We start from the raw sequence: 17,238 nt of genomic DNA on the forward strand, positions 1-17,238 counted from the left end.
GTCTCCTAAAGCTCGATCCCGTCGCCCGGGTCGAGCGACGCTTGCCGCGCGAGCTCCTGCATCCGGCGGCGCACGGCGGCCTGCCGCGCGGCGTCATCAGGATCGTCGTCCACAATCGCGAACTCCTGGCTCGGCGGCGCTGTCGTCTCCGGCGCGATGGCGACATGCTCGGGCAGCTCGGGTTCACGCCGCAGCCCGCCATTGGCGGCGTCCTCCTGTGCGCGCACGATCCGCGCTACCTCGGCGGGATTGGGGGTGACCGCACGCCCGGTCCAGTCGTCGGGTCGGACTGCGCCAGCAGCCGGTTCGGGCGCGGCCATGATCCGCTCGGCGAGACGCCGGTCGCGGAAGTACCGCGCCTTCTTCGCGCGGATCGGATGGACGCCTGCCACCATGACGATCTCGTCGTCGGGCGGAAGCTGCATCACCTCACCGGGGGTGAGAAGCTGGCGGGCGGTCTCGGAGCGCGACACCATCAAATGCCCGAGCCACGGCGACAGACGATGCCCGGCATAGTTCTTCATCGCCCGCATTTCGGTCGCGGTGCCGAGCGCATCCGACACCCGCTTGGCAGTCCGCTCGTCGTTGGTGGCGAAGCTGACCCGAACATGGCAGTTGTCGAGGATCGCGTTGTTCGGACCGTAAGCCTTCTCGATCTGGTTGAGAGACTGCGCGATCAGGAAGGCCTTGAGTCCATAGCCGGCCATGAACGCCAGGGCGGACTCGAAGAAATCGAGCCGGCCGAGCGCCGGAAACTCATCGAGCATCAACAGCACGCGATGGCGGTTGCCCTTCGGTGTCAGCTCCTCGGTCAGTCGGCGCCCGATCTGGTTGAGGATGAGGCGGATCAGCGGCTTCGTGCGCGAGATGTCGCTGGGCGGCACGACTAGATAGAGCGTTGCCGGCCGATCGCCCTCGACCAGATCCGATATGCGCCACTGACAGGCCCGCGTAACCTGCGCCACCACGGGGTCGCGGTAGAGGCCGAGGAACGACATGGCCGTGCTGAGCACGCCCGATCGCTCGTTGTCCGACTTGTTCAGCAGCTCGCGTGCGGCGCTGGCGACGACGGGATGCACGCCCGCTTCGCCAAGGTGCGACGTCGCCATCATCGCGGCCAGCGTCTGCTCGATCGTGCGCGACGGGTCCGACAGGAATCCCGCGACGCCGGCCAAGGTCTTATCCGCCTCGGCATAGAGGACGTGGAGGATCGCGCCGACCAGCAGCGAATGGGACGTTTTCTCCCAGTGGTTCCGGCGCTCGAGGCTGCCTTCGGGATCGACCAGAACGTCGGCGACATTCTGCACGTCGCGCACCTCCCACTGGCCGCGCCGCACCTCCAGCAGCGGGTTGTAAGCGGCCGACGCGGCGTTGGTCGGATCGAACAGCAGCACGCGGCCGTGCCGCGCGCGGAAACCGGCGGTGAGCGTCCAGTTCTCCCCTTTAATGTCGTGGACGATACAGCTCCCCGGCCACGTCAACAGCGACGGCACGACCAGGCCGACGCCCTTACCCGAACGGGTCGGGGCGAAGCACAGCACATGCTCGGGACCGTCGTGGCGGAGATAGTCGCGGGCGAGCTTGCCGAGCACGACGCCGTTCGGCCCCAGCAACCCGGCCGTGCGCACCTCCCGCTCGGTCGCCCAGCGTGCCGAGCCATAGGTCTCCGCGTTCTTCAACTCGCGTGCGCGCCATACCGACATGCCGATAGCGACGGCGATCGACACGAAGCCGCCCGACGCGGCGATGAACGCGCCGGTCTCGAAGATGTCAGGCGCGTAGGCGTCGAACGAGAACCACCACCAGAAGAAGGCCGGCGGCGGATAGATGCGCCAGCCGAAAGCCATGAACCACGGTGGCCCGAGTTCGGGCTGATAGGAGAGCGCCGCGGCGGTCCACTGCGTCGCGCCCCACACCCCGGCGAGCACGATCAGGAACACGACGATGAGCTGGCCCCAGAGGATTTTGGTCGCGGACACGGGAGGTCTCCTGATTCAGATGCCGAGGCCGCGCTTGCGGCCGAGCGTCCAGTCGATGCCGCCGCCGGCGCGGACGATGCCGGACACCTGACGGCCGAGCTGCTGTTCGAGGGTGCTGGCCCACGGCACGAGCCGGAAGCCGAGCCCGTCGTCGATCATGGCGAAGCGGCCTGACGCGAGCGCGAGGCGTTGGCGCACGACGCCCGCGATCTTTTCGCCGGACGCGGCGGAGCGATAGGCAAGCCCGGTCTCCCCCGCGATCTTCGCCCCAACCGCGTCCAGCTCGCGCTTGCGGAGCGTGTCGAGCATCCCGCGCTCGAACACCGTCCGCTCGCCGAAGCGGCGCGCCAGCCCTTCGCGGACAAGGTTGTCGGTGCGCGCGTCCATCGCGCGGCGCACCTCGGCGCCGAACCCGCCGTCCGCAACGCTGGCGCCACGCTCGATCAGGCGATGGTCAAGCCAGGTCGCGCCGGGCGCTTTCACCTGCGCGGCAAGGTCTATGTCCGACCGCGTGGCGAGCACCAGCGTCGGCTTTTCCTCGCCGGGCCGGCCGACGCCGCGCAGCTCGACGATGCCGCCGAGTTTGGGGCTATGCTCCAGCGCCTCGATGCCCGGCAGGCGAACATGGTGGGTGCGCCCGTCCGTGCCGTCGATCACGGCATAGGCGGTGCCGGTCAGCTCGTCGTGCAACCCCTTGTCGATCAGCCTGCCGGCGATCGGCTTCTCGGGCGCACTGGTGACGACGGCGTAACTGTCGAGCGGCCGGTCCTGCCCCCGATCCTTGAGCGCCGCGCCGATCGTGCGGATGATGTCGCCGCGCGCGCCCAGCTCGCGCAGCTTCGCCGCCGCACCTTCCGCGACCGCCCACTGGCCGGTATCCCCTTCGGCTGCGAGCCCCATCGTTTCCAGATGCTGCAAGCGCCCGACCATCAAACGGCGGAGCCGTGGATCGTCCGGGCCGGGGCGCTCGGGGCGCAGATCGATCACGCCCAGCTCGTCGGCGGAACGCTGAATCTCGGTATCGAGCCGGGTCCAGCGTTCCGCCGTCACCTCACGGTCGAGCGCGCGCTGCACCTCATGTTCGGGCTTCGGCCCAAGCTCGGCGAAGGCTAGGTCTTGCGCGCGCGAGCGGAGATTGTGGCTGATGTAGTCGCGGGAGATGACGAGATCGGCACCCTGATCGGTGACGCCGCGCACGAGCAGATGGACGTGCGGATTGTCGGTGTTCCAGTGATCGACCGCGACCCAATCGAGCCGCGTCCCAAGGTCCGCCTCCATCTGACACATGATATCGCGCGTGTATTCGCGCAGGTCGGTCAGCTCGGCGGCGTCCTCGGGTGACACGATGACCCGAAAATGATGCCGGTCATCCTTGCACCGCTCGGCGAAACCGCGATCGTCGGCGTTGTCGCCGGCCGCGTCGAACATCCGGGTAGGCGAGCCGTCGCGGGTGACGCCTTCGCGCTTCAAATAAGCGACGTGCGCGGACAGCGGCGCCGCGCGCCGGCCACCCCGGCTGCGGGTGGTCACGGGCAACATCTTGACCATGACGCGCCGGCCCGAGCCGAACAGGCGACTGCGGGCGAAGGCGGTGCGTCCCCGCCCGAAGGTCGATTGCGCACCCCGGCGCGCTCCGCTGGCGCCGCCGCGCCGGCCGCCGCTGTGGATCGCGGCGACGCGCAGCACCTCGGCGACCAGGCCGCGGGCATTGCGGCCCTGCGCCTTGCTGCGCTTGGCCTTGCCCGGCCGGACGCGGAACTCGCCGTCCTCGCTCACGGCTGGGCCGCTTTAGGCCGAAAATGGCCTGTGGTGCCATTCGAGGCGTTGTTTTTGCTGGCTTTTCCCTTCCGCGCGGCACGCGCGCCGACCGACGCCCCCGCGTGAAGCCTCGGAAAAGCCTCGGCTTTTCGGCTGAACGGGGCGCTGCTTATATCTTGCCCTCGTCTGTCCCTGCCGTTTTCCTCCTCCCCAGCCACTTTGCTGCTTCGGACGGATGAAGGGAGCGACAGGCCGATCATTGCGGTCGGCCCGCGCGGGCGCGGGACACGAACAGCGTGTCGCGCGCTACATTCGGCGACGGATCGGTCGTGCGACCGCCGTCAGATTCTACGCTGCCCGAGAGCGTTTCCGGCGCGGTTTCGCCGCTGCCGGACTGCACGGCAACTGCATCTGACGCGGCGCTCCCCGTGCGGACAAACAGCGCGGCGCGACGCCAGGCGAACGGATCAGGCGGCACGCTTACCGCCACCTCCACAGCGCCCGATCCGCCAGTGATCGGCGCGAGCTGGGCGAGATAGCCGACCGTCTCGGCAGGCAGCGGACGGCCGCGCGACACGAAGTCGTCGTAGCGGCCCGGTCCCGCATTATAGGCCGCCAGCATCGCGCTGGCGTTGCCGTAGCGGTCGTGCATCTCGCGCAGATAGGCCGCGCCCGCCATGATGTTGTCGCGCACGTCGAACGGATCGGGGCCGAGGCCGTAGCGGGTGCGTAAGCCCGCCCAGGTCGCGGGCATGATCTGCATCAAGCCCATCGCCCCGGCGCGCGACACGGCGCGGGCATTGCCGCCGCTCTCGACGCGCATCACCGCCCATATCCATGCCTCGGGGATGCCGAACCGCCGCGAGGCGTCGGCGACATGGGCGGCAGAGGGATGGACGGCCGCCGATCGCGCGGCCGGCTTCTCCTGCGCCATCAGCGGGGCCGGCGCGACGCTGCCGCACAGCAGGACGACGGCAAGCGCCACCGCCGATCCGACTCCTCTCCGCCGCCAGCCTGCCAGCGTGCTCGCCGCGGTCAAGGGTGCGCGCGGTGCGCCGGCCTTTGGCCGCCCTTGACCTTCGCTGCGCGCGCCGGCCGGCCTGCGACCGAGCGGGACGAAGGGATGAGACGGCTTTCCCGCGAACAAAGGGATGATGGGGAAGCGCACCGGATCAGTCCTGCTCGCGCGACTTCGGCTGGCGGTTCCAGCGCAGCGACCATGCCGACTTGTCGGCGGTGCTCTGGAACAGCGCGGCGCGAAGCGGCTGCGCGAAAGCGGGGTCGTCGATGCGCAGCCAGACGTAATCCCCGGCGCGTTCGCCGGTCTCGTTCCAGCCTGCGCCGATCTCCGGGCCTTCGCCGCCGTCGCCGCGGTGGACGCGCCAGTCCGGCGCCTTGTCGGCGTCGCTCTGCTCGGCCGGAACGATCGAGATACGGATGTCGAGCGTCGCCGTCTCGATGATGCCTTCGTAGCCGTTGGCGGTGCGGAAGAAGCTGCCGATCTGCATGGGAATCTCCTTTGGGTTGGCAGGCGAGGAAGCGGGTCAGCGCCAGGTGAGCGGCGCGTCGGGCGTGTCGCGGGTGAGGATCGGGATGGCGCGGCCGAGCACGGTCGAGGCCGGCAGCGGCCCGAAATAGCGGCCGTCCATGCTGTCGGCGTGATCGGGATTGAGCATCAACAGCTCGCCGGCGCGCAACGTGCGGCAGCCTTGCCAGGCAGGTAGCGGACGGCCCCGGCCGTCACGCTGCCGGGCGACGACGACGGGCCGCCCATCCACGCTTACCACCGCGTCGATGCGGCACACGATCTGCCCCGGCCGCGCCGCGACATGCTTCAACAGCGGCACGCGCTCGCCGAGATAGCCGCGCTCCGCCAGCCAGTGCGCCAGCGCCGGTGGCGGCTTCACGGCGACCAATGCACCGTGCGGCGGATCGGGCAGCGGCTCGATCCGGTAGAACCCGATCGGCGCGCTGGCGCTGGCGTTCCAGACGACGCGCGGGAGCGGGTCGAACACCGCCACGGCGAGGAACGACGCGGCGAACAGCGACGCGGCGGATGCTGTCGCAATGGCCCATCCACGGCGCGTCATCCTTCGATCTCCCGGCGCTTAAGCCAGGCGCGATGACGCTCCTGCGTGTAGGGGCGCGGCTGTTGTCCGGCGGCGATGCGGTTGTGGACGTGCCGCCAATGATCCGGCGCGGCGTCGCACGGATCGACGCCGGCCGCCTCGGTCGCGTCGATCGCGGCGAGCACTTGGCTGACCTTGGGCCAGCCTTCGATCTTGAGCAGGATGTCGCCGCCCGGCCGCACGAACGGGAGCGTCGTGAACGGCTCGTTCGCGCCGACCGCGCGCACGATGTCGATGCGCGAGCTGACCGTGCCGTAGTCGTTCGCCGCCCATCGGACGAACGCAAAGATCGCGCCGGGACGGAAGCGGACGATGCGGCGGCGGCGATCGACGATCTCGTCCACCGCGACCCGGCCGAACCTGATCCAGTGCTCAATCCGCTTCTCGATCCACGTCAGCTCAACGCGGGTCATGGCGTCGGTGGGCGGCTGCCGGTAGCGCATGGGGGACGGCGGGACGGTCATCGCCGGCTCCGCGCGATGGCCGAATCCGCGCGCGGCATGAGGTCGTCCTGCCCCGGATCGGAGGTCGAATGCTTGATGCCGATGTCGGCCCAAGCGCGCAGGTCATCGACCGAATAGACGACGCGGCCGCCGATCCGGCGGTAAGCCGGGCCGGTGCCGAAATAGCGGTGCTTCTCCAGGGTCCGCCCCGAGAGGCCGAGGAAGCGCGCGGCTTCCGGCGTGCGCAGGAAGCGGGGCGGCAGGTTGGTAGGCGTATCGGACAAGTGACGGCTCCTGCGGGCGGTGGCGGCAGGAGGCGTAATTGTCAGAAGGGAGGCGGCCGGGTGGGGTATGAAGATGTGCGGCCGCACCGATGTGACCACCCCCACGGGTGCGGCGGCGGGGGAGCGAATCAGCGGATGCGGAGCAGCTTGCGGTAGTTGCCGTTCATCATGGCGATGCCGTCGCGGACCAGCCGGACCACAAACGAACGCGCGGCGGACATCTTCCAATCGCTCGCGGACAGCCGCGCCGCTTCGTCCCGCCCGAGCGCGACCGCGATCTCGCGATAGGTCGCGCCCCCATCGCGCAGGTCGAGCGCGCGGAGCATCAGGTCAAGCCGGGCGAGCCGATAGGCGGTTAGCGGCCAGCCGCGCGGCAGCGGCCCGGCCGCGCGGCCGAGCAAGCGGCGATGGAAACGCAGCAAGCTGGCGATGCGGGTGACAAAATCCTTGTCGAGCGGAATGACGGCAGCGAGCGGCTGGCCGGGCTGCGGATCGCGCAGCCACAGCCGATGCTCGCCCGCCGCGTCGGCGACGATGACATGGCGTCCGTCGATGCCGGCCAGGTCGGCGAGCAGCGCGCCGAGCGCGCGCGGATCGACCGGCGAAGCGCTGTCAAATCCTTCCGGTGCTGCGTCGAGGATGACCGTGACGGCGGTCAGTTCCGGGCGCCAGGGGACCGGCTCTGCGAGGTCATCCGGCGCCGTGGCGAAAGGACAACCCCCATCGCCGCGCGAAGGCCGTCTCGGCGGCACTCTGCGCGACGGCGCCGCTCGCGATGCGCTCCTGCATCTGCGTGTGTTCGGCGCGGTATGTGCGGTTTCGACGGAGAAACTCGGCGGCAATTTCGGCGCGCCCGAGGGCGTCGGGCAGTCCGCCGGCGCGCCGCTGGCGACGCCCTGGCGGCGTCGGCATTGCATCCTCCCAACCGCGCTTGGCGCGGATTTTAGGAGCGCAACATCTTCCGGTTGTCCTAGCTAGGATAGCGCAAAGACCGCGCACAACCGTGCAGCGAGGGCAGCGAGAACACTTCCGAATTGGAGTTAAATCTTAACGGTTTAGCCGATGTTGGCAGCCAAGCAGGTGCGCGTATCCGATCTCTGTCATCCAACGCGCGCGGGCAAGATGGGTCGCGTGCATCGTCTGGGCGCGATCAGGTTCCGCCGCTACGTCAATGTTGAAGATGGCGGCGGCAGCGTCACGCCAATCGGCGCCATCCTCCTCGGCATCGAGCAATCGCAGGTAGGCCGCGAGATGGCATTCGTCGTAGCTGGTGAGCTGCGAACAATCAGGCGCGCAATCATCGAATCTATCTGCGTCCATGCTGCACCCGAATAGTCGCAGGCGTTAACCAATACGATCCTCGCGGACCAATTTCGATCCGCCGATTGGACATAGTTGCAAGCAGAATCCGCACCGGCCGACCAATCTCACGCGAGCTGCTGGTTTGCGGTGCGCCCCCGCAAACAGCTCCTAGACCCGTAGTCGGGGAGTTGGAAAACCGCGTTTAGTCGGTTCCTATGACCTTTAGCCCGGAAGCCTGTTGTATACGTCACAGGCTCCCCGACCATGTGGTCAAGGATGGCGGCACCGTCACGGCCGGCGCCGAACCGCTAAACGTGGGGTTTCCACACCCCAGGCCGCCGCGTAGCGGCCCGGCCTCGTCATAGAATAATGTGTAGTATTTGACCACCACCTCGCGCGAGCCGGGCGTCAGCCAGGCGAGCGCGCTTGCGGCCGCGCGGACCTTGGGACGCGCGGCCGCTGCCGATCCAGCACAGCGGATCGGCGCGAAAGCGGCGAAGCCGCAGGGCCGAACCTTCGGCCCTGCGGTGAAATGGTCAGGCTGCTTTGAGGCGCTGCATCCCTTCCGCCAGCGTCCAAAGCGCCCGGTTGAGCGTCACGTTTTGGTCAATGCCGTTGATGGCACGGGTCTGGCTGCGGCGGATGCGGCCCTCGGCGCTACGCTTACGCCCCTGCAACCCGCCGCGCACGACATTCTCCTGAATGACGTTGAAAGTGGTCCAGAGGCTGCGGTCCACATCCTCGCGGCGGCGCGGCTCGATGATCTGCTCGGGGCGAACCGGGCTTTCATCGTCGCCATAGCGGGCGACAAGGCTGACCTCGCCAAGCAAGCGCTGCTCGTCCGGCGAAAGCTGGATCGCCTTCATCGACTCGCTGGCGTCGATCAGCCGGGGGAAGTCCTCGGCGACGGTGAACACGCCTTCGATAATGTCATGCTCGATATTGCCCTTGTGCGGCACGCGGACTTCTTCGAACCGCTCGCCTGCGATCATGCTGTTCGTGCAGACAAACCGCAGCATCCCGGCGAACATCTGATAGGCGCTCGTCCCGTCGTGGCTGTTGACGATGATGACTTCGGCCGCCTCCGGTTTGCCGATGCCGTCGTCACGGCGAAGGCGCAGCATATGCTTGGCGTGCCCGTGGCGGCTGCCGTCACGAGGCACCGACTGGACCGCGAAGAACGGCGACCAGCCTTCCCGGCGCAGCCCCTCCACGATGTCGATCGTCGGGACATAGACATAGCGATCCGAACGGCTGTCGTGCGCCTCGCGGGCGAAGATGGACGGGACGTGGCGATACAGCGCCTCGTTGTCGAGCGGCTCCCGGCCGCTGATCTGATGGGCGTTGCGGCCGAACCGGGTGGCAAGTTGGTAGTGCATTTTGGCCTCCTTTGGGCTTGGGTTTCCGCGCAGCGGAGCGCCGCGCTGAAACCCTGCCCGTCGGCGAGACCGGGGGTGCAAACGGAAAGCGGCTTCGCGGGGAACCGGCTGCACGGAACGCGCTCGCGCGTGAAGGAAGCTGGGCGGAAGCCGCTTGAAGTGCGCCAGGGGCAGAGCCCCAAGCACCGCGCCGCCCTTAGCCGCATAGAAGATAACGCGCGATGGGCCGCTTTACGCGATCCATCACATCATTGGTGGAAACCGCTTTGCGGGTTCTATCTACTGGATCGAACAAACAGCGTGAGTTCGGCGCTGGGATCTTCGGCCGACACATAAGGGGTGCCGAGCGCCGTGAAACCGAGTTTGGGCAACATCCGTCTCATGGCTTCGGATTTCGTCGTCGCGTATAGTCCCTTTCCAGCCGCCGCATGGATCGCCGCCGCGACGAGCGCATGACCGCGCCCTTGCCGTTCGTAGGCATGATGGACATGGACCCACCCCAATTCGAACGGGTAGGCAGGGGCTTGACCCTCGACCTTAGCTTTACGGAAGACCTTTGGCGGATAGGTAACATTCGGCGTCTTGACTGCTGCGGTTCCGACCAATGACGCTCCCTCGCGCATTATGACAATGGCGACAGCCCGATCGACCAGATCGGGCAACGTGGCAGCATTCACCTCTCCCGCCTGTATGACGAACGCGATGAACTCATCCCTTGCGGCGACAGTCATATCCGCTGGTTTTACCGAGATCGCGTGCATCAAGACCTTCCCCTGTTCCGCCCGAGATGGAAGGCCGGTCGTCCAATAGCAAGCATAGGTCGAAAGCCGGCAAGACCGGCAGCGCCGTGATGCCCCGGCCAGTGGGCCGGGGCATTAGATGGTCAGCGCGACCAGATGAGCGCGTATTCGCCCGCGGTGTCCGTTTCGGACAACGTGGCGTAGATCGGAGCCGGGAAGCTCGGATCGTCCAGCTTGACCGAGATATAGTCGCGGCCTTCGCGGCTGGTCTTCTTCCAGGCGGCGCCGATGTCCATGTTGCCGGACTGGATGCGGAAGTCGGGGGACTTCTCGCCTTCCTTCTCGACCGGGCGAAGGGTCGCCTTGGTGTTGAGGGTGAGCGTCTTGATAACCCCGGTGAACTCGCCCTTGCTGTTGGCGGTGAAGGTGCCGATCGTAGCCATGTCGTATCTCCTGTCTGCTCGGGCCACGCTCATCGCGGCCTCGATGGCTCGGCGTCGGCCGAGGCACGATCGACCCCGCACCGCTTGCGGCCGGAACGCAGAGGAGGTTGGACGGCGGGCGGCTTTTTTGTTTCGCGATGCAAAGCCGAAGGCGGCGGAAAAAAGCCGAACGACGCCCTTGCGGGATGGCGATCGGCTTCGGTCAGACAAGCCATTGGGGAGGCCGCCGGGTGTTCGGCCCGGAAGGTAGGGAGTTTCTTATGACCGGCGATTATGCCGGCAACTCTGCCAACAGCCTTGCGCGATGTTCATCCTACGTTCCAAGGTGGTTTCCGATTCGACCAAAGGAGACCGCGGAGGTTCGCAAGGGGGAGAAGGAAAAGGTGGCGCAACTGTTTTCGCAGGATCAGCTCGAAGCCATTGCCGGCGCACTCGGCGACACGGATACGGGGCTCAAGGGGACCGAGATCGCGATGCTGTTTGCGACCTGTCAGATGACCGATCCAGGCGAGATGACCAAGCGGCACCGGATTTACAACGCCTTCGCCGCCAGCCAGAACGCCCGACAGGACCGCACGCGCATCCTCGGCTTCATCCGCCATGCGATGAGGCCGGCCCGCTACAGCCGCGAGCCGCATCGCTACGAGCCGATGCGCGCCAGTCTCAACCAGGCGCTCGCCTTCGCGGGCCTCGTGGTCAGCGAAGCCGGAAAGATCGAAACCGTCGAACAGGCGACGACGCTGCCGGAAGCACAGCGTCGCGCAAAAGAACTGCGCACCGATCTGGAGACGCGCGGCGTTCATCCCGATGTGCTGCGCTTCTGCCGCGCGGAACTGCTAGCCGACGACTATTTCCATGCGGTCCAGGAAGCGGTGAAAAGCGTCGCCGACAAGATGCGCGTCATGACGGGTTTGACCGACGATGGGGGAACGCTGGTGGACCGCGTGCTGGGCGGCGATCTGCCGATGCTGGCGATCAATCCGCGCGGCACGGCGAGCGAGCGTAGCGAGCAAAGCGGCTTCGCAAATCTGACCAAAGGCGTCTTCGGGATGTTCCGCAATCCGACCGCCCATGAAGCGCGCATCCACTGGCCAATGACCAAGACCGACGCCGAGGATCTTCTGACGCTCGTATCGCTCATCCATCGCCGGCTCGACGCCAGCCACATGCCCCCGCGCGCTTGATCGCATCACGGTGGTGGCGGATTGGCGGCGTAATCGTCGAGGGCTGCGACGATACGGTCGAGCAGGCTCGTGAATTTCGAGAAGTCGATCGTGTCCTTTTGCGGCTGCACGACCTTCTCGGCGAACCTAGCTTTCCCGTATTTTCCGGGTTCACCATGCTTCTTGTTAGGGTCGAACACTTTGCCGTCGATGACGGTCTTCAAAAGTGCAGGATCGAACGAGTCCTCAATGCAGCTTGTCCCTTTCGCGCCGATCTCCGGCGTTTTGATCAGATAGAGATTGGCGGCGAGCCGGTGGAACGGGTCCGTAGAAGTTCGCGAAATATTGGGAGCGCCGAGATTCTTGGCGACGCTGAATATGTCTTTGGCGCCATCGTCATTATCGATCAACACGATGATGGGGTTGGGCAAAGGCCGGTGCCGGTAGTGCTTGAGCGCGTCAGGATATTTCCGAATGAAGTGCAGGAGATCGCCCGCACCATTGCCGATCTGTAGGACGTCATGGACCGTGCTCGAAAAATTCATGAACTTGAGCGCGGGTTTGAACTTCCCCTTATCCATTGCGCCAAGCTGCGGATGGTACGCCGCGAGCTTCTCCATCGCAGCGCGCAGATAGACGGAATCGGTCTTGCCTTCGGGGATGATGAGCGGTTTGGGTGCAACGACGAAATGTCGGTAGAACAGAAAGCGGATGTAGAGCTTCCGCGTTGCCGTCGCCTCTTTCTTCTTGTCGACAGAGGATCGCGTATCGACCTGATCGCGCACATGATAGACGTGGCCCAGCGTCCCTTGCAGCGGCGCAAGCGAGGTGGCCGGCTCCTGCACATCGGGATCGCCCGGCTTGCCGCCCGCCAGCGCGGCGGGGACCATGCGATAGTAGGTTCCGCTGTTGAACAGTGACCAGCACATCGCGCGCACCGTGCGGTAGTATTCCGGTCGGATATTTGGCTTCTCGTTGACGAGCAAACCGGTCGTGACCTGGCGTGACCCGCGATACTGCATCCGCGTCTTGGCCGGATTCACCTCGAAGCCAGCCTTGTCGATCTCCTTCAGCAGCGCTGCGCCCAGCGTCCAGTCATGCTCTGATCCCGGTATCGGGACGGCGACCTCTGCCGGGAGCGCCTTGGCGTTCGTGGAGAAGGTGATGTCGTCGGCATAGCGCGAGTAGGTGCATTTCTGCGCCTTGGCGAAGCGAACGAGCCGAATGTCCAGGAGGTGTCCGACGATATTGGAAATGACCGGCGAACAGGGGCTGCCTTGGGGAAGGACGTGGTCGTGGCAGGCAATCTGCGCGATGAGGGTCGCAACCTTGGGATCGAGACCGAAGCGCTTGTCCTTGATGAACATGCCGCGCACGCGACCGAAGTTGATCGACGGGAAGAAGTCCTTGAGATCGAGATTCAGCACATATCGCTGTCGCCTGTGGACAGCGGCGTTCGTCACGATGGACAGATGCTTGGCAAAGCCATGCGAGAGCGGCCGTCGTGGCGCGCCTGCCTTGTCGATGTCGGCCAGCGCCAGGTAGAGGACGTTGGCGAGCCGCCGTTGCAGGAGCTTGAGTTTGGGCGTGGTGACCTGCCCCCCGTCAGTCCCTCGATCATAACGAGAGTCCAGCGGTTGAATACGATGGCCCGGCCGCCTGCACAAGCGCGTCGGGCATGATGGTCTCGTCCTGCACGAAGGCTCGACGCGCTTGTGCAGGCGGCCGGTTTCCCAAAGATGAGTGGGGCCGGACATTGTTGTAATCGTAGCGCCAGATCGCCAGCTTCCGGCGGGCATCGGCCAGGCTGTCGAACAGTTCCTCATTGAGCAGTTCATCGCGCAGTGAGCCGTTGAAGGACTCGATGAACCCGTTCTGCTGAGGCTTGCCCGGATCGATGTAATGCCATTCGACCTGGTTCTTGCCGGCCCATTCCAGGATCGCCCGACTGGTAAATTCGGTGCCATTGTCGCTGACAATGCAAGCCGGTTTGCCATGGAGGCGCACCAGCGTGTCGAGTTCCCGCGCCACCCGGGCGCCCGAGATGCTGGTGTCGCCCACCAGGCACAGGTTTTCCCGGCAGCAATCATCATTGATGGCCAAAATCCTGAACGTACGCGAGGCGCCGAACGTGTCCGAGACAAAGTCCATCGACCACCGCGCGCCCGGAACCAGCGGCACAGGCATCGGCGTGCGACTGCCACGCGCCCGTTTTCGGCCACGACGACGGCGCACCGACAATCCTTCCTCCCGGTACAGCCGGTAGAGCTTCTTGTGGTTCATGCTCATCCCCTGGCGTTCCAGCATGATACCGATCCGGCGATAGCCAAAGCGACGGCGCTGGCCTGCGACCTCACGCATGGCAGTTCGGATGGCACCGTGGTCCGGCGGGCGTTCGCGCCGGACCGTCTTTGGGTCGACACCAATCAGCACACAGGCCCGGCGCTGGGAAATCTGGTAACTTCCCAGCACCTCGAGCACAGCGTCTCGCCGCTGGCCTGGCGTCGTCAGGCTTTTCCCAGCAGATCCTTGAGGATCACATTGTCGAGCATGCTGTCCGCCAGCAGCCGCTTGAGCTTGCCGTTCTCATCCTCAAGCTGCCGCAGCCGGCGGGCATCGGACACTTCCATCCCGCCGTATTTGCCCTTCAGCTTGTAAAACGTCGCCGTGCTCAGCCCATGCTTCCGGCAAATCTCGACGGTCGGCAGCCCGGACTCCTGCTCCTTGATCATCCCGATGATCTGCGCCTCGGTAAAACGGCTCTTCCTCATGCGTCTGCTCCTTCTCGTGGACAGACTCTACATCAGAATGAGGGACCTTTCGGGGGGCAGGTCAGTGGGGGCGAGAATCGGCCTCGGATTCCCGTTGCGCTTGGGAATAGTGAACGCGGTGTATTTCTGCGCGTCGGGAAGATGATAAAGCAGATAAGCAAGCGCTGCGGGCTTGTAGCCCAGGATCGCTGCTAGGTCATCGAGCGACTTCGCCGCTTGCAGTTTCGCCAGACTTGACACCCCACCCCCTGAATAGGCGGCTTACAGGCACTCCTATGCGTTCGATCGGATCGTCCGCTCAGCCGTAAAGCTGCAATAAGGGTAGATGGAAGCATCACTGCCTAACATCGGTGTCTTATATCGCGATGCGCGATAACAACTCTGCCTGTAAGCCTGCGGCGGTTCTTGTCCAAATTACCCAAAACTTCAAGGGATGATCCGCGAGCCGGGCAGTGCCCGGCGAGCGCTGAAATCAAACGAAGCGACCGCGCTCGGCGAGGAGCGGTCGCGATTCTGGCAGGCGGTAAAGGAAGGCCGGGACCGCTGGCGCGGCCCCGGCCCGATGCCGCTATTCGGCGGCGACGGCGTAGGAGGCTTCGCCGTCCTCCGCTCCGGTATCGGGGGCCTCCGCTCCGGACGGCTGCTCCACGGTCTCGGCATCCTCGGCCTCGACGGGTGCGGGCTGCTCCGCCTCCGGCTCGGGGGTCCGCAGGATCGCGGGCAACCATCCGGTCCCGGCCAGAAGCTGCTCGGCGGCCTGCGCCATGTCCGGCTTCTTCATGTCCGCGATACGGCGGGCGGCGTCCTCCGACACGCCTTCGGCGACGGCCTCGACGATATGCGCCTTGGTGACGCGGCCAAGGTAGCTGTCCACGGTCGGCGTCCAGTCCTTCGCCACGTCCAGCGCCAGCGCGCTCGCCAGCCGGTCGGCGGTTTGCAGCGAGCGGGGCTTGCGGTCCCACGGCAGACGCAGGGCATTGACGGTGCGGGACGCACAATGCACCAGCAGCGCCAGCCGCTTCTCGTCGTCCAGCCCGACGATGAAGCCCCACAGGTCGGCCACGTCACGCGGCATCCGCTCGGCCCACGCCTCGCGCGCCTCGTTCGCCTTGGCGGCAAGCGGCGTGTCCTCGATCCCGTCCGCGTGGCTGCCAAGCGGCGTCACGGTCGGACGAACCTCAAGGCAACCGGCCTCAGCGTAGCTGTAAAACAACTGCGCCGTGAGCGTGTGGATCAGGGCGATCAGCGCTAGATCGGGCCGCTCGCCAAGCGCCACGCGAAGGGCCAGCGTCCGATGGGCGGACAGGTCGCGGGTGAGGCTGTCGGAAATCGGCTTGCCCGGTTCCTCGTCCTCTTCCTCGATTTCCTGCACTTCCTCGTCGCCGTCCTCGGCTTGCTCGTCCTCCACGGCCTCCGGGTCGAAGGCTTCGCCTTCGTCCTCGGGCTGCGGATCGGCCAGCGCCTCGTCCTCGGGACGGACGAAACCGCGCTCGATCCTGACCGTGCCGTCATGGTGCAGCACCACGAACACGCCGCCATGCGCGATCACATTGGCGTCGTAGGCGTGACGCTTGGCCGAAATGGCGTCGATCTCGTCGGAAATCGCCTCCAGCTTCTCGGCCACGTCCTCGGGCATCTCGTCATAGGACGAATAGCCCTCGGCAAGCTCGTCATGCTCGGTGGACAGCGCTTCCAGCCGCGCCTCGTCCTCATCGGACAGGGCGATGGTCTGCGGATAGAAGCGCCGCATCCCGTGGGCGTGGGGATAGTCGATATGCGCCTCGGCCCATTTCCAGCCCTCGGCCTGAACCTCGCCCGCGATCTCGCGCAACTTCTCGGCGGCGAGCATGTCGAGCAAGCCCGCATCCTCGAAGAACCCGCCTCGATCCTCGCTGAACAGGTCACGGATGATATTGCCGCCCGCCTCGACATAGGCGTCGGCACCGACGAACACCGCGCGCCGGTCGGTCGCCGGAACATTGCTCGCGGTCATGTCGCGCCGGATGATCCACGGCTCGCGGTTGTGATGCAGCCCCTCGAACACCTGCTCCTGCCGGGCATGGTCCTCGGTGATGGCGAAGGCCATAAGCTGGTCCAGCGTAAGTCCGTCCTCCCGATAGACCTGCAACAGCTTCGGGCTGACAGCCCCCAAGCGAAGCCGCTGCTTCACCGCGCCCGCCGACACGCCGAACCGCGCGCCGATCTCCTGCGCCCCCCAACCCTTGTCGTTGGAAAGCTCCGCGAACCGCTCGAACTGGTCGGCGGGGTGCATGGGCGTCCGGGTCACGTTCTCGTCCAGACTGATCTCGGCGGGATCGTTCAGCGTATCCAGCCAGCAGCGCACCGGCTCGGATTTCTTGATCTGCTTGCGCTTGGCGCGCAGCAGCATCGCCAGCCTGCGGCCCTCGCCAGCGGTAACGAGGTAATATCCGGTCGGCGTCCCGTCCTCCTTGGCTTCCGGCTCAATGACAAGGTTCTGGATCAGCCCCTTGTGCTGGATGGAAGCGGCCAGCGCCTCGATAGCGGCTTCCCCATGCGGCACCTTGCGGGCATTGCGCGGGGACTTCTTGAGCTTGGCGAGCGGCACGAAAATCTCGACGCCCGACACAGGCTCGGCGGCAACGGTTTCGGTAACAGCGTTCATCACACTTCTCCTTCAAACCGCACTCACCCCGGAATGGGGTGGGCGGCGAAGGAGCGGACCGGCAGGCCCGCCGGCGGAGCCGGGCAGCACCCGTAGGGCCGGAACGCAGAGGAGGTAAGCGCGCCTGCGCGCGTTGCGGACCGGCGCGGCGGGCCTAAAGGGAAGCGTCGCCCACCCCACCGACGGGGAGAGCTACAACAATG

17 protein-coding genes are annotated in these 17,238 nt (G+C 66.1%); 1 reads left to right on the plus strand and 16 read right to left on the minus strand.

Annotated elements, in window-relative coordinates:
• Nucleotides 1–5: 5 nt before the first annotated feature.
• The 13 genes from DT343_RS11025 to DT343_RS11085 all read right to left on the minus strand — a co-directional run bounded on the left by DT343_RS11025 (nucleotide 6) and on the right by DT343_RS11085 (nucleotide 10,457).
• Nucleotides 6–1,979: a conjugal transfer protein TraG gene (locus DT343_RS11025; RefSeq protein ID WP_112862941.1), complete on the minus strand. Its 1,974-nt coding sequence runs from the start codon at nucleotides 1,977–1,979 to the stop codon at nucleotides 6–8.
• Between the two features lie 15 nt (nucleotides 1,980–1,994).
• Nucleotides 1,995–3,755: a relaxase/mobilization nuclease domain-containing protein gene (locus DT343_RS11030; RefSeq protein WP_112862942.1), complete on the minus strand. Its 1,761-nt coding sequence runs from the start codon at nucleotides 3,753–3,755 to the stop codon at nucleotides 1,995–1,997.
• A gap of 238 nt (nucleotides 3,756–3,993) precedes the next feature.
• Nucleotides 3,994–4,722, minus strand: coding sequence for a lytic transglycosylase domain-containing protein (locus tag DT343_RS11035; RefSeq protein ID WP_258522559.1), 729 nt, complete (start codon nucleotides 4,720–4,722; stop codon nucleotides 3,994–3,996).
• A 187-nt stretch (nucleotides 4,723–4,909) separates the two neighbouring features.
• A complete protein-coding gene (locus DT343_RS11040) occupies nucleotides 4,910–5,245 on the minus strand; it encodes a DUF736 domain-containing protein (RefSeq protein WP_112862944.1) in 336 nt (111 codons plus the stop codon).
• A gap of 36 nt (nucleotides 5,246–5,281) precedes the next feature.
• Nucleotides 5,282–5,827: a S26 family signal peptidase gene (locus tag DT343_RS11045; RefSeq protein WP_112862945.1), complete on the minus strand. Its 546-nt coding sequence runs from the start codon at nucleotides 5,825–5,827 to the stop codon at nucleotides 5,282–5,284.
• Nucleotides 5,824–6,330 (minus strand): DUF2840 domain-containing protein, encoded by a 507-nt coding sequence (locus DT343_RS11050; protein ID WP_069318833.1) that lies wholly within the window; start codon nucleotides 6,328–6,330, stop codon nucleotides 5,824–5,826. The genes DT343_RS11045 and DT343_RS11050 overlap by 4 nt, the downstream gene beginning before the upstream one ends.
• Nucleotides 6,327–6,593 carry a helix-turn-helix transcriptional regulator gene (locus DT343_RS11055; protein ID WP_015459426.1) on the minus strand — a complete coding sequence of 89 codons (267 nt, stop codon included), beginning with the start codon at nucleotides 6,591–6,593 and terminating at the stop codon, nucleotides 6,327–6,329. The genes DT343_RS11050 and DT343_RS11055 overlap by 4 nt, the downstream gene beginning before the upstream one ends.
• A 128-nt stretch (nucleotides 6,594–6,721) precedes the next feature.
• Nucleotides 6,722–7,345 carry a DUF2285 domain-containing protein gene (locus DT343_RS17815; protein ID WP_069318834.1) on the minus strand — a complete coding sequence of 208 codons (624 nt, stop codon included), beginning with the start codon at nucleotides 7,343–7,345 and terminating at the stop codon, nucleotides 6,722–6,724.
• Entirely contained in the window at nucleotides 7,284–7,505 is a 222-nt protein-coding gene (locus tag DT343_RS18175) for a transcriptional regulator domain-containing protein (RefSeq protein WP_079246858.1), read from the minus strand. The genes DT343_RS17815 and DT343_RS18175 overlap by 62 nt, the downstream gene beginning before the upstream one ends.
• A 135-nt stretch (nucleotides 7,506–7,640) precedes the next feature.
• Nucleotides 7,641–7,913: a DNA -binding domain-containing protein gene (locus DT343_RS11070; protein ID WP_112862946.1), complete on the minus strand. Its 273-nt coding sequence runs from the start codon at nucleotides 7,911–7,913 to the stop codon at nucleotides 7,641–7,643.
• Nucleotides 7,914–8,431: 518 nt separating this feature from the next.
• Nucleotides 8,432–9,388 carry a DUF932 domain-containing protein gene (locus DT343_RS11075; RefSeq protein ID WP_258522560.1) on the minus strand — a complete coding sequence of 319 codons (957 nt, stop codon included), beginning with the start codon at nucleotides 9,386–9,388 and terminating at the stop codon, nucleotides 8,432–8,434.
• 161 nt (nucleotides 9,389–9,549) lie between these two features.
• Complete coding sequence (locus DT343_RS11080) at nucleotides 9,550–10,035, minus strand: GNAT family N-acetyltransferase (RefSeq protein ID WP_069318837.1); 486 nt, start codon at nucleotides 10,033–10,035, stop codon at nucleotides 9,550–9,552.
• A 122-nt stretch (nucleotides 10,036–10,157) separates the two neighbouring features.
• On the minus strand, nucleotides 10,158–10,457 hold the full coding sequence (locus DT343_RS11085; RefSeq protein ID WP_112862947.1) for a DUF736 domain-containing protein: 300 nt from the start codon (nucleotides 10,455–10,457) through the stop codon (nucleotides 10,158–10,160).
• A gap of 260 nt (nucleotides 10,458–10,717) precedes the next feature.
• Here DT343_RS11085 and DT343_RS11090 point away from each other — a divergent pair, with 260 nt between their 5' ends.
• Nucleotides 10,718–11,641: a TIGR02391 family protein gene (locus DT343_RS11090; protein WP_220116684.1), complete on the plus strand. Its 924-nt coding sequence runs from the start codon at nucleotides 10,718–10,720 to the stop codon at nucleotides 11,639–11,641.
• Between the two features lie 5 nt (nucleotides 11,642–11,646).
• On the opposite strand, the gene DT343_RS17635 is transcribed toward DT343_RS11090, so the two are convergent.
• From DT343_RS17635 to DT343_RS11110, 3 genes are all read right to left on the minus strand, one after another.
• Nucleotides 11,647–13,287 carry a retron Ec67 family RNA-directed DNA polymerase/endonuclease gene (locus tag DT343_RS17635; RefSeq protein WP_258522608.1) on the minus strand — a complete coding sequence of 547 codons (1,641 nt, stop codon included), beginning with the start codon at nucleotides 13,285–13,287 and terminating at the stop codon, nucleotides 11,647–11,649.
• A protein-coding gene (locus DT343_RS17820; protein WP_258522561.1) for an IS3 family transposase occupies nucleotides 13,238–14,391 on the minus strand; the annotation gives its coding sequence in 2 pieces (ribosomal slippage) (nucleotides 13,238–14,133 and nucleotides 14,133–14,391; 1,155 coding nt in all). Before DT343_RS17820 ends, DT343_RS17635 begins: the two co-directional genes overlap by 50 nt.
• 568 nt (nucleotides 14,392–14,959) lie before the next feature.
• Nucleotides 14,960–17,035, minus strand: a complete 2,076-nt coding sequence (locus tag DT343_RS11110) for a ParB/RepB/Spo0J family partition protein (protein WP_112862950.1) — start codon at nucleotides 17,033–17,035, stop codon at nucleotides 14,960–14,962.
• Between the last annotated feature and the right edge of the window lie 203 nt (nucleotides 17,036–17,238).

It is taken from the genome of Brevundimonas vesicularis (assembly GCF_900445985.1).
Taxonomy (GTDB): Bacteria; Pseudomonadota; Alphaproteobacteria; order Caulobacterales; family Caulobacteraceae; genus Brevundimonas; species Brevundimonas vesicularis_D.

Excerpts from the sequence above, each read along its gene's own strand:
- DT343_RS11090 (WP_220116684.1), top strand. The coding sequence starts at position 10,718 with ATGACCGGCGATTATGCCGGCAACTCTGCCAACAGCCTTGCGCGATGT.
- DT343_RS11080 (WP_069318837.1), bottom strand. The coding sequence starts at position 10,035 with ATGCACGCGATCTCGGTAAAACCAGCGGATATGACTGTCGCCGCAAGG.
- DT343_RS11045 (WP_112862945.1), bottom strand. The coding sequence starts at position 5,827 with ATGACGCGCCGTGGATGGGCCATTGCGACAGCATCCGCCGCGTCGCTG.
- DT343_RS11070 (WP_112862946.1), bottom strand. The coding sequence starts at position 7,913 with ATGGACGCAGATAGATTCGATGATTGCGCGCCTGATTGTTCGCAGCTC.
- DT343_RS11110 (WP_112862950.1), bottom strand. The coding sequence starts at position 17,035 with ATGAACGCTGTTACCGAAACCGTTGCCGCCGAGCCTGTGTCGGGCGTC.
- DT343_RS11085 (WP_112862947.1), bottom strand. The coding sequence starts at position 10,457 with ATGGCTACGATCGGCACCTTCACCGCCAACAGCAAGGGCGAGTTCACC.
- DT343_RS11050 (WP_069318833.1), bottom strand. The coding sequence starts at position 6,330 with ATGACCGTCCCGCCGTCCCCCATGCGCTACCGGCAGCCGCCCACCGAC.
- DT343_RS18175 (WP_079246858.1), bottom strand. The coding sequence starts at position 7,505 with ATGCCGACGCCGCCAGGGCGTCGCCAGCGGCGCGCCGGCGGACTGCCC.
- DT343_RS11040 (WP_112862944.1), bottom strand. The coding sequence starts at position 5,245 with ATGCAGATCGGCAGCTTCTTCCGCACCGCCAACGGCTACGAAGGCATC.